Raw genomic sequence first — 12,346 nt, forward strand, 5'->3', positions numbered from 1 at the left:
ATTAAATTTTTTTTAATAGAATAAAAATCTTTTATATTTGCTTGAGTACCAAAAGGGCTTTATTGGTGTAATGCGTTTTCTATTGCGCCTGGCCGCAGCGCGTGATGCAACCGGATTCAAGTGTCAGCTACTTTTATAGCACCACTTCTGCTTCAATAACTGTAAATACTAAGCGATCTGTCTTAAAATCTCCTCTTGTTGCTGAGCATGTACACTAGCATAACCACATGCAGGAGATGCAGCAGCAAGTCTTGCAATGCACTTAGGTCTTTTTGCTTGAATATTGAGATTGGATAACACTTCTTCTATCAATGGGTTGACAAAAAACCATCCTCCCATATTTTTTGGTTCTTCTTGACACCATATAATTTCAGCGCTTTTGTATTTTTCAAGTTCAATACTTAGTTTATCGGCAGGAAACGGATAGAATTGCTCCAAACGTATTACTGCTATATCGTTTATTTTTTGTGCTTCACATATGTCGTAATAAACTTTACCACTGCATATTACAACTTTACGTATTTTATCATTCGAAACTAAATCTGTTCTATATTCTGGAATCACCGTGAGGAATTTTCCTTCAAAGTCAGATAGGTTAGAAACTGCTCTTTTGTGACGCAATAGCGATTTAGGTGTAAACACTACTAAAGGCTTACGAAAGTCTCGATGAATTTGCCGACGTAAAACATGAAAGTAATTTGCCGGAGTGGAGCAATTAACTATCTGCATATTATCTTCTGCACAGAGTTGTAAAAACCTCTCTATACGAGCAGAACTATGTTCAGGTCCTTGCCCTTCATAACCGTGGGGCAACAATAAAACTAGACCGCTTGATCGCAACCACTTTGTTTCTGCAGATGCGATAAACTGGTCGATCATAATTTGCGCACCGTTTGCAAAATCACCAAATTGTCCTTCCCAGAGCACCAGTGAATACGGGGAATCAAGACTATAGCCATATTCAAAGCCCATTACAGCATACTCTGATAAAGCGCTATCTATGACCTCAAAGTGAGCTTGCTTTTCATTTATATTGTTTAGCGGAATAAACGCTTCTTCTGTTACCTGATCAACAAGCCTTGAATGACGGTGCGAAAAAGTGCCACGGCCAGAGTCTTGGCCTGATAAACGCACTTCTATTCCTTCTGTAAGCAGTGACGCAAATGCAAGACTTTCGGCAGTTGCCCAGTCTATATTACTGCCGGAATTTATACTGTCTATTCTGCCATCAAGTATTTTTCTAACCTTATTATTAATGTTAAAGCTACTTGGGATATTGCTATTTATATACACACCTAATTTTTTCAACTCATCTGGCGGAACACCAGAATCTGTATAGTATTCGCTCAAATCGTTCAACCTTGCCCTTCTTAATTTTGACCATACTCCACAAAACCAGTCAGCTTTTTTTGGAGTGTAAGTCACTGATTCAGCAAGACTTTTATCTAATTTTGCCCTGAATTCACTGCGTAATTTATTTACTTCATCACCACTTAATACTTTCTCTGCAGTCAATTTTTCTTCATACAATGTTCCAGGAGTTTTATGCTTTGATATCACCTTATACATGAGTGGCTGAGTGAAATTCGGTTCATCACCTTCATTATGGCCATATTTGCGGTAACATATTATGTCAATCACTACGTCCTTTTTAAATTTCTGCCTATATTCCATCGCCAAATTCGCAACAAAACTCACAGCTTCAGGGTTATCTCCATTAACGTGAAACACTGGAGCTTCTATTGATTTTGCTACATCAGTGCAATAAAAAGAGGACCGCGCACAACACGGATTAGCAGTAAAACCAACTTGGTTATTAATGACAACGTGCACAATGCCATCCACCTTATAGCCTTCAATATTGCTTAGGCTCAAGGTTTCAGCAACCACTCCTTGACCGATGAAAGCCGCATCACCATGAATTGATATGCCAAGCACAGATCTTATATTCTGTTTTGCTCTTATTCTTCCAGCCAAAACCGGATTTACCGCTTCAAGATGAGATGGATTAGGGCATAAACTTAAATGTATTTTTTTGCCACCTGAAAGTGCTCGATCAGAAGAATAACCAAGGTGATATTTAACATCACCGGACACCTCAAGACCACTTGGGTGTGCGAGATTGCCTTGAAATTCAGATAGCATTGCCGCATATTCTTTTCCCATAACTTTGGTTAGAACATTGAGCCGTCCGCGATGAGCCATACCAAGAACTACTTCTTCAATACCATAACCAGCGGAATCACTAATAATTTTTTCAATTGCAACAATAGCTGATTCTCCACCTTCGATAGAAAAACGTTTATATCCAGGAAATTTCATATGGAGAAATTGCTCGAACATCTCAGATTCGATCAAGTGCCTCAGTATTTCCTTTTTATCTTGTGAACTCAGCGTATAGGTTTGATTTTCGATCTTTTCCTGCAGCCACACTCTCTCCTCATAAGAGGAAATATGCATAAATTCAAAACCGATGTTCTTGCAGTAAATATCTCTATAGATTCTAGTGTCACCCATAGGAGAGAGATTCGAATATTTCTGATAATCTACTTCCTTATTCACATTGGGTGATAACGGATTAAGATCCGCAAAAAAATGACCGTAAGATCTGAAAAAATTTGCTAAACTAGAAACTGAATCATCCACCTTAGTTGCACGCTGTGCACCGCAGGTCTCCGCTTTATTAACTTCTAAATTGCTTGAAAAAATTCTATACCAATCCTCCCCGATTGATTTATCACCCTGCAAATAACGGCTATACATTTCTTCCACAAATTCTGCATTATCACCATAAAGGCAGCTTAAACTCGACATAATCACTATAAAAAGTATCAAATACTTATAAGTATAACTTAAGTTTTTTAAAAAAGAACTTTTTTAGTTTCTATACGTCATACTGCGATTCATTCGCGGTATCTCTTAACATAGATCCCGCTAACACGTAGCGGGATGACGATTGTCAGGGTGTCATTCCAGCGCGTGACGCTGGAATCCAGTTTTTATTTGCAGCCTACTTGACTCGAAGCTAAGTTTTCTGGATCCAAATAGTCAAGGCACTGGGATGACAAAAAAAGGAGCACTGGAATGACAAAGCTATAGGTTGCAAGCGAGACGTCATACCGCCGCGGCGCTAACAAGAGATCCCGCTAACACGTAGCGGGATGACGGTTGTCGTTTAGCTATAAACATTAAGAAATTTACTAAGCGAAAAAAAAGGCAAAAGAAGCCCCGTGGTTGGCTAATTACTTACATTATACTTTCAAGTATGGCGTTTTTTTATTCTAAACGCTTAATAACCGCGATTTAGCTGCTTTTTAATGCAACTAACCTTTAGTCATAAATGTTTAAGAAATTTACTAAACAGAAAAAAAGACAAAAGAAACCCTAGGGTAGCTAATTATTCACTATCCATTTTTTAAGTTGGCGTTTTTTTATGTTTTAAATGCTTTATAAGCGCATTTTAGCTTATATTAGGTAAAAACCTAGAATTTTATAAAGACATAAGGTGCACATAGTGCAAAAAATTAAACATGAGACGCCAGATTCGTGAGTTTTTTTGTCATTTAATCTGTACAGAGAAGATAAATAAATAGCTTCACTTTCATGATAAGGGGGCTGACGGAGTTTGTCAAGGAAGTTTTTTCGTTTCTATGAGCTACTTGGATGACGAGAAAGGAGCACTTACATATTTATGGCAACCTCATTACCTACGCTCAAAAAGTTTTTCAATATCACTGAGTTTCATTTCTATATAAGTTGGTCTTCCGTGGTTGCATTGCCCGGAATATGGGGTTTTTTCCATTTGTCTCAGCAGCTCATTCATTTCATCTAACCTCATTTTTCTACCCGCTCTAATTGATCCATGACAAGCGATAGTGGCCAATATTTTGTTCACTTTATCTTCTACTGGCAATGTATCTTCTATTTCCGTTAATCTATCGACTATATTAATTAGCATCTCTTTCACATCTATTGCTCCCAAAATTGCAGGGATTTCTTTTACTATCACTTTATTTTCTGATTTGATCTCAATATCAAAACCCATTTCAAATAACTTATCTTTATAAACTTCAATCATCTCCATTCCGGCTTGATTTTTGATTTCAACCGTTTCAGGAAGAAGTAGTTTTTGTCTTTTTACACTTGATTTTTGTTTTAAGCATTCATATACTAGCCTTTCGTGGGCTGCATGCTGGTCGACTATAATCAATTTGTCTCTTACCTCGGCAATAATGTAAGTATTATAGACCTGAGAGCGTGCAAACCCGAGCGGGTGGCTCTCTATCAAATCAACTTGCTCTAACACCTTTTTTTCTAGAACCATAGTCTCCGCTTGTGATGGTAATTTCTGTATGCCGGTATAATCAAACGATTTTGACTGTTCTGATAAGCTTTTTACTCTTTCATTTGGAGAAGCAAATTCTTTTATTAGTTGATTTTCAAAAGGACTTGGCCTTCTTTCATTTTGAACATTAGGTTTATCAAAAGGATCTGGCAATGTTGAATCCATTTTCTGGTCATGCGCTAGAAAGGTGCCTATCCTTCTTGACAATGCTTTAATTAATCCTCTTGTCACTATCTCATATATGAGCTTCTTATTCTGAAACCTTACTTCTGACTTATTTGGATGCACATTTACATCTACTTGATCATAAGGTATCTCTAAATGTAACGCTGCGAAAGGATACCTATCGCTTGGAATAAAATCATGATATGCATACCTAACTGCGCCAATAAGTAGATTATCTTTGATTGGCCTTCCATTAACAAACGTATAGATCTGAGTTGACTTACCACGATTGACGGTCGGTTTACAGATGTGTCCCGTAAGTTTAATGCCGTCTTCTTCTTCATTAATCTCCAGAGAACTGCCCTGAAATTCTTCTTCTACTTCACACAATCTATGAAATAACGAAGTCTGCTTAGCGTATTTTAAGAGCTTTTTATTACCTGAAGTGAGAGTAAACCCTATATGATAGTTAATCATTGCTAGGTTATTTACAATATCAACAATGCTTTGAGTTTCTGCTCTTTCGGTTTTTAGAAATTTTAGTCTATTTGGAGTGGCAAAAAATAAATCTCGTACTTCAATATGTGTCCCTTGTGATAAAGAGTAAGGAATCAGCTCCCCTATTTTCTCTCCACCCTCATAACTTATAGACCATGCTTCATTTGCTTCTCTTGCCTTAGACGATAATTTTATCCTACTTACTGCTGCTATTGAAGGCAGAGCTTCTCCTCTAAAGCCAAGATGCTTGATTTCTATCAACTCATTGTCGCTCAATTTTGAAGTAGCATGGCGCATAAACGCAAGTTCTAAATCGTTTTTTTCTACTCCGTTACCATCATCTGTCACAATAATAAGGTTACGCCCACCACTTTCTATTTTGATCTCTATTTCTAAACTTCCAGCATCTATTGCATTTTCCACTAATTCCTTTACTACACTTGCTGGCCTTTCTATCACCTCCCCCGCTGCTATACGGTTTATGGTTTTTGTGTCTAAAAGAATTATTGCCATAGATTTATTATGAAACTGGTTTTTCTTTTACTTCTTTGGTCTGTTTCTCTCTCCACTTTTTTAACCTACCTGCAATTTCACTGTTGGAAATTGACAATATAGATACGGCAGTAATGGCAGCATTATATGCTCCATTTTCTCCTATAGACATGGTTGCAACTGGAACACCCTTTGGCATTTGAACTATAGAGAGTAGACTGTCCAGCCCATTTAATTGTTTACTATGCACAGGAACGCCGATAACTGGTAAACAAGTTAGTGACGCAACCATACCAGGTAAATGAGCTGCACCTCCTGCACCAGCTATAATAACCTTAAAACCTTCTTCTTGTGCAGATTTAGCAAAATTGAAGAGCCTTTCTGGTGTTCTATGTGCAGATATTATGAATATATCATGTGAAACTTCTAATGCTTTTAACATATCAACAGTATGGACCATAGTGGTGTAATCTGACTCACTTCCCATAATAACAGCAACATCTTTTTTTATTTTTGTCATATTCAACACAATTTTACTTACTAACTAAATAATGTTCCAGCTAAAAAGCAACAAATATTTAAATTATATTATAAATATAATATATAGAATTCTCGTTAAAATAGAAATTTTAAAAATTTAAATAAATATTTATATTAAGATATAGAGATATAAACTTCTTATGTAAGATAAATTTATAAAATAATTATTTTTGTATTTCAAGCTTTGTAATCTTAGCTTGTTCTTTCTATAAATGGTTTTTTCAGATAGACTGATGGTAAAATGGTAATTTAAAATTACTAGAAATTTGATAAAAATATTAATATATAATCAACTTAAAGTTTTAAATATTGATATCATATAATTATTGACAAGTTACATGACAAGTTACATGATATTAATATCTTGGTATATTAAATATTATGTTATAATATTTAATAAAGTTAATTGATATGTGAGTATAAGAATTATGGAAATAATATCGTTAAATAACTTAGACAGTGCAGGAATAAAAACAAAGTTGCTTTATATAATAAATAAAATTATAGAAAAAAATGCTTGGACTCAGGCTTTTGCAGCTGAGAAACTTGGTATTGATCAGCCAAAGGTATCGCAAATTAAAAATGGTAAAATAGATGGTTTTTCTTTAGAGCGATTGTTAGGATTTCTAAAAAAACTTGATCATGAGATAACAATCACGATGACAGAAAGCCAAGAAATAAAATCTGAGGCAGAAAAAGTAAAACATGAAGTTGAATCGCAATAGATACAAAGTTGACAACTTGTTTTTTGTGATATAGTATAAAACTTATTAAGGTAGTATCTTATGGCTGAGTCTATTGTAGAAAAGTGTATAGAACGGGTAAGTAACCGTTTCAAATTGGTTCTGTTGGCAAGTCAAAGAACACATGATTTAAATACAGGGGCAAGTAATCCAATTCAAGCAGCTAAGTTTAAAGGTCATAAAAATACCATAGTTTCCTTACATGAAATAGCAGGAAAACAGGTGGATACTCATGAGCTGTTTAGCCTTTTGGTAGGTAGATGCAAGGAATACATGAAAGGAAATATGAATAATGTTTACAGCAGTAATACAAGTAAGCTAGCGAATTTATTAAATTTTTCTGATAACACAGACCTTGATGCAAGTCAAGAAAGCCAAGATTATGAAGTGGATGGTGAAATAGATGATGAAATAAATGATCAAGATGGCGATGAAGAAGTATCCGTTTAGAAATCTACTGAAGTTACATAGTCTTTAAATGATTTGCATTGCTATCTATACACTGTTGTTCTGTATGAGTGTAATGTTGTGTTGCATAGTGTCTAAGTCAAATGATGTGTACAATAAGGTTTTAGCGTTCAATAATTTCTCAACGCAAGTAGTTGTACTTATAACAGCAATATCAATCATTCTGAATAATTTTTTTTTAATTGATATAGCATTGTTGTATGCTAGCGTTAGCTTTATATCAACTATAGCACTAATGAGATTAATGTTGTTTTGATAATTTATGATAGGATCCATTTTCATATTTTTAGGTATTTGTTTGATAATTATTTCAAATATAGGGGTGATCAGATTTCCTGATTTCTATACTAGGTTACATGCAGCAGGTATTACAGATTCTAGCGGTGCAACGTTATTGTTAATTGGTTTTGCTTTGCAGAATGGATTTTCAATCAATACTGTTAAAATAGTATTATTAATTTTTATAATATGGGTAGCTAACTCAACTAATAGCTATATTTTAGCGCGCACTCATTATAAAGTTAAGAAAAAAACTGTTAAAGAAGGCTAAGGTGTTAGAAATATTAAATGTAGTGTTACTTTTGTTGTTACTAACAGTTACGGTTTTTATAGTTTTCTCGCGACATTTAGTCGTAAGTGCTGTTCTAATGTGTGTATTTAGTTCACTGATTGCGCTTATACACTTAATTATGAATGCACCTGATGTTGCAATTACTGAAGCTTCTGTTGGTGCGGGGCTCAGTACAGTTTTTACGTTTGCAGCACTCTCCTTGATAAAGAATCATAAAGTAAATCTATCTCATAACCCTATAACGCTTTTTTTTATGTTATTTCTGGCTGTATGTTTGTCATATTTTATGATTCAATTGCCAGATTTTGGCAGCCACAATGCTCCGATCCACTTGCATGTTGCTCCTTATTATGTGGAAAATACCGAAAAAGCTACCGGTATTCCTAATATAGTGACAGCTATTTTGGCAAGCTTTCGTGGTTATGACACGTTTGGAGAAACTATAGTAGTTTTTACTGCTGCGCTTTGTATAACGTTGACATTAAAAGAAGAAAAAGAAAATGATTAAAGATCCGATATTAAATGCAGTAACATTTTTGATGATACCTTTTATCATTTTATTTGGTTTATACATACAATTTCACGGTGATTACACTCCGGGTGGAGGTTTTCAAGCAGGAATAATTATTGCCTCCGGGATAATATTATATTCAATGCTATTTGGTGTATCTACAACTCTAAAAGCAATACCTTATTCTGTGATTAGATTGACTAACGTGTTAGGTATTTTAATTTATGGAGGAACGGGCGTTGCAACAACTTTACTTGGCCAAAATTTTTTATCTTATGATATCTTGTTAACCAATAATAGAACCGGTCAAAAATTAGGTATTTTTTTGGTGGAATTAGGTGTAGCATTTACTGTCTGCTCCTCTATGTTAATTATATATATAAATTTTGCTCGTAGGAAAAAACAATGACTTTATATAATTATACGATTATTATTGTATTAATGGTGCTAGGTTTATATATTATTATAAACGATAAAAATTTAATCAAGAAAATGATAGGGGTAAGCGTCTTCCAAGCATCTGTTTTGTTATTTTACATATCTCTAGGATATATAAAAAGTTCCTTGCCTCCTATATTGGTTTCAAATTTTTATTCATATAGCAATCCTATACCCCATGTTTTAATGCTTACTGCTATAGTGGTTGGAATTGCAACATTTTCAGTTGGATTATCCATAGCAGTAAAAATGGAAGAAAAGTATGGAACAATCGATTAAGACAAGTGTACATAAATTAACAGTATCTTAAACTATATGAAGTAACAAATAGCCACAAGTTAAAAGTAAAATTATAGACTTGCTCGTTGTAAGTTTGTTTGTTAATAAGAAATAAAGTTATAAACTATAAAGGTAATGATGTCAACTATTAATGATGCAGAAGATAAGAAAAAAATTATCAAAGATCTGGTAACTAAGAGTATAAAAAAGGGTGGTTTTATCACCTTTGATGATATAAATGATAAATTATCAGATGAAAATTTTTCGTCTGACTTTATAGATGATGCTATATCTTTATTGCAGGATTCCGGAATTAATGTGCTTGAAAGTAGCGAAGATGAAGAAGATATTCCTTCCAACAGTGATGATAGTAAACTTGATGATGATGACACATCGCCAAATGTTACTGCAACTTTAGTACAAAATGATGATCCAGTGAGGATTTATTTACAAGACATGAGCTCCGTAAAGCTTTTATCAAGGGCAGATGAAATCGAGATAGCAAAAAAAATTGAATCTGAAAAGCATAACATGTTACGTGCAATAATTGAAACATCAGTAACATTAAAGGTGATAAAAGTATGGCGTGATGATTTAAGTAATGGAGCTCTCTTACTGAGAGAAATTATAGATCTGGATGCAATTTATAACTCTGATTTTAATGTGGTACCCAAAGAAGAAAGTGAAGAGAGTGAAGAAAGTGCTGAAGATGTTGAGGATTCTGAGGATGTTTCTGAAGATGCTGAGTACTGTAGTGATGATGAGAAAGATAGTAAAAAAAGTGATGATGAGAAAGACGGTAATAATGAAGATATAAGTTCAGTCAATTTAAATGTTTCTATTCTTGAAATGGAAAGTGACTTATTGCCAAAGGTCATAGTTGCATTGGATGAGATAATTACTTTAACAAATGAAGCGTTGATATTAAGAAAAAATTCTAAAAATTTCTCTAATGAGCTAGAAAATTTGTATAATCAAATATGGTCTATAGCATTACAAATTAAGTTAAGTGATGCTGCTGTTGCCAGAATTACACAAGAACTTTATAAGATAAATAGATCCATTACGCTTGAAGAGGCTAATCTTATTGCTGAGGCTAGAAAATACGATATCGATAGAGAAAGTTTCTATAAAGTTTATGATGACGTGCTTTTAAAGCACGAATTGAAAAAGATAAGTCTTTTAAAGATCAATGAAAATCAGTCCTCTTTTACAGGTGAATTAAAAAACAAATTTTTAAGGTTTATAGACGATAACTCTGAACATATAGCTAGTACCTTGAACGGTATTAAGCAGCATATACAGGAAGATAACGTACAAGAATTTAAGGAGCTAATCAAGAGAATACAAAAACACGAACGAGAAGTCTCTGAAGCAAAGCAAGAAATGATTAAGGCTAACTTAAGGCTAGTAGTTTCCATTGCTAAGAAGTATTCAAAAAGAGGCCTTGATCTGCTTGATTTGATACAAGAAGGCAATATTGGTCTTATGAAGGCCGTGGATAAGTTTGATTACAAACGTGGATATAAATTTTCAACTTATGGCACTTGGTGGGTAAGACAATCAATCACTAGAGCAATACCTGAGCAGTCTAAAGTAGTTAGAATACCAGTTCATATGGTGGAAATTATCAGTAAAATCAACAGAGCATTAAGAAAGATGACTCATGAGATGGGAAGAGAGCCGACGTTAGAGGAATTGAGTGTAGAAATGACAATGCCACTGGAAAGAATACGCAAAGTTATGAAAATAGCAAGGGATCCAGTAAGTCTTGAAGCTCCAACAGGAAAAGATGATAGTAGTACCTTTGGTGATTGTATAGAAGACAAGCGAGTCTCCAGGCCAGAGGATGCTGCAATACTTGCTGACTTGCGTGGCATTACAACCAATGTTCTTGCAACTTTAACACCAAAGGAAGAAAGAATTTTAAGAATGCGTTTTGGCCTTGGTAAAGATGGGAAGGAACATACCTTAGAAGAAGTAGGAAAAATTTTTAATGTAACACGTGAGAGAATTAGGCAAATAGAGGCAAAAGCACTGCGCAAGTTGAAACATCCAAGCCGTGCTAGAAAACTTAGAGGGTTCTTTTAAGTATACGTGTCAAGTTAAGAAAAAGCTGATTTTGCCCGGAAAAAGTGGAGAGCAAGTTAGGCCAAAGTTGTATAATTTCACCGCTATTTTTCTTTTTCTATGAATCTAATGAAACAACATGCTAATCTACGGTAAATATTATGACAAACAAAAATGACAATTCTAATTCAAAGTATAGAAATTTTTATGTTCTGGGTGATAGCTTATCCGATAATGGCGCAATCATTGGAATTTTAAATAATTTATCCTTTGCAAAAAGCGTAAAATTTGATGATCCTTTTTATCAAGGAAGATCTTTTAGCAATGGCCCTACTGCTGTTGAATATATAGCAAAATATTTAGATTTAGATGAATTTAAACCTGGGTGGAGTTATTCATTTTTTGGGAGATGCCACGAACAGCAAGGTCAGAATTACGCAGTTTCATATGCAACAGCATCTGAAATTTTTGACCCTATTTTTTCTTATTTCTTCAATAAATTTCGTTTAGCTAACCAGCTAGATGCGGTAATTAAACATCATCCAGATATAGGTAAAGAAGATTTATTTTGCATCATAATCGGCGGAAATGATGTTATGGTTGCCACTGCTTATGACGATACTAAAGCGGAAGAAGTGTTGGAACAAGCAGTGAGTGAAATATGTAATGCACTTAAGGTTCTAAATGAACATGGTGTTAAGCATGTAGTTGTTGCAAATGCACCTGAAGTTGGCTCAATACCAGCTTTTAATAGAGATGAAGAAGCAAGGGAACTAGCTACAAAGCTCACGGAGAGTTTCAATGCAAAACTGGCTAAAGGCTTAGATTATATGAAGAAAAGTACAAATCTTGAAATAAAAGCATTTGATCTTAACTCTAAAATGAGAAGTATGTTTAGCGAATACAAGAGCAAAGGTTTAAATTGTCAAGATGCATGCACATCGAACATTGCAGACCAAGTTGGGAGATTTAAAGAAAATATAAAAATACTCTTAAAGTTGATATTTAAAGGGGAACTTGACGTTCACTATAACCCTGGGTGTAGCAAAGAAACACTAAAGGATTATTTCTTTTTTGATTATTTCCATCCAACTGCGGAACTTCATCATGAAGTTGGTAATGAAGTGTATGAGTTGATTTGACACAGTTTTTTTGAACATATCCTTTTAAATAGTAACCAGACTGCATTCTGTGATTTTTAGCAAAACACGATCTTTCATTTGAGC

The 12,346-nt window shown here is 34.4% G+C and carries 12 protein-coding genes; 9 read left to right on the forward strand and 3 right to left on the reverse strand.

From position 1 onward, the window contains the following. Positions 1 to 168 precede the first annotated feature (168 nt). From AAGD51_RS01605 to purE, 3 genes are all read right to left on the reverse strand, one after another. Positions 169 to 2,814: a 2-oxoglutarate dehydrogenase E1 component gene (locus AAGD51_RS01605; protein ID WP_236514305.1), complete on the reverse strand. Its 2,646-nt coding sequence runs from the start codon at positions 2,812 to 2,814 to the stop codon at positions 169 to 171. An 889-nt stretch (positions 2,815 to 3,703) separates the two neighbouring features. Continuing rightward, the gene (gene mutL / locus AAGD51_RS01610; protein WP_265040602.1) at positions 3,704 to 5,521 is read right to left on the reverse strand and encodes a DNA mismatch repair endonuclease MutL; all 1,818 of its coding nucleotides are present in this window, start codon (positions 5,519 to 5,521) and stop codon (positions 3,704 to 3,706) included. A 7-nt stretch (positions 5,522 to 5,528) separates the two neighbouring features. Next, positions 5,529 to 6,020 (reverse strand): 5-(carboxyamino)imidazole ribonucleotide mutase, encoded by a 492-nt coding sequence (gene purE / locus AAGD51_RS01615; RefSeq protein ID WP_006280351.1) that lies wholly within the window; start codon positions 6,018 to 6,020, stop codon positions 5,529 to 5,531. A gap of 448 nt (positions 6,021 to 6,468) precedes the next feature. Between purE and AAGD51_RS01620 the strand changes: the two genes are divergently transcribed. The 9 genes from AAGD51_RS01620 (at position 6,469) to AAGD51_RS01660 (ending at position 12,262) form a co-directional block, all read left to right on the forward strand. Then, positions 6,469 to 6,765 (forward strand): helix-turn-helix domain-containing protein, encoded by a 297-nt coding sequence (locus tag AAGD51_RS01620; protein WP_010081926.1) that lies wholly within the window; start codon positions 6,469 to 6,471, stop codon positions 6,763 to 6,765. Between the two features lie 60 nt (positions 6,766 to 6,825). Further along, positions 6,826 to 7,233 (forward strand): DNA-directed RNA polymerase subunit omega, encoded by a 408-nt coding sequence (rpoZ, locus tag AAGD51_RS01625; RefSeq protein WP_007548528.1) that lies wholly within the window; start codon positions 6,826 to 6,828, stop codon positions 7,231 to 7,233. 28 nt (positions 7,234 to 7,261) lie between these two features. Next, the gene (locus AAGD51_RS01630) at positions 7,262 to 7,507 is read left to right on the forward strand and encodes a monovalent cation/H+ antiporter complex subunit F (protein WP_007548527.1); all 246 of its coding nucleotides are present in this window, start codon (positions 7,262 to 7,264) and stop codon (positions 7,505 to 7,507) included. A gap of 6 nt (positions 7,508 to 7,513) precedes the next feature. Continuing rightward, positions 7,514 to 7,801, forward strand: a complete 288-nt coding sequence (gene mnhG / locus AAGD51_RS01635) for a monovalent cation/H(+) antiporter subunit G (RefSeq protein ID WP_006279703.1) — start codon at positions 7,514 to 7,516, stop codon at positions 7,799 to 7,801. A gap of 1 nt (position 7,802) precedes the next feature. Beyond that, a complete protein-coding gene (locus tag AAGD51_RS01640; protein ID WP_236514307.1) occupies positions 7,803 to 8,330 on the forward strand; it encodes a DUF4040 domain-containing protein in 528 nt (175 codons plus the stop codon). Further along, positions 8,323 to 8,742, forward strand: a complete 420-nt coding sequence (locus tag AAGD51_RS01645; RefSeq protein WP_006279705.1) for a Na(+)/H(+) antiporter subunit B — start codon at positions 8,323 to 8,325, stop codon at positions 8,740 to 8,742. Before AAGD51_RS01640 ends, AAGD51_RS01645 begins: the two co-directional genes overlap by 8 nt. Further along, a complete protein-coding gene (locus AAGD51_RS01650) occupies positions 8,739 to 9,050 on the forward strand; it encodes a cation:proton antiporter subunit C (RefSeq protein WP_006279706.1) in 312 nt (103 codons plus the stop codon). The genes AAGD51_RS01645 and AAGD51_RS01650 overlap by 4 nt, the downstream gene beginning before the upstream one ends. A 138-nt stretch (positions 9,051 to 9,188) precedes the next feature. After that, positions 9,189 to 11,141 carry an RNA polymerase sigma factor RpoD gene (gene rpoD, locus AAGD51_RS01655; RefSeq protein WP_341810477.1) on the forward strand — a complete coding sequence of 651 codons (1,953 nt, stop codon included), beginning with the start codon at positions 9,189 to 9,191 and terminating at the stop codon, positions 11,139 to 11,141. Positions 11,142 to 11,281: 140 nt separating this feature from the next. After that, positions 11,282 to 12,262 (forward strand): SGNH/GDSL hydrolase family protein, encoded by a 981-nt coding sequence (locus tag AAGD51_RS01660; protein WP_010082050.1) that lies wholly within the window; start codon positions 11,282 to 11,284, stop codon positions 12,260 to 12,262. The last annotated feature ends 84 nt before the right edge of the window (positions 12,263 to 12,346 follow it).

The organism is Wolbachia endosymbiont (group A) of Volucella bombylans, from assembly GCF_964026965.1.
Taxonomy (GTDB): domain Bacteria; phylum Pseudomonadota; class Alphaproteobacteria; order Rickettsiales; family Anaplasmataceae; genus Wolbachia; species Wolbachia pipientis.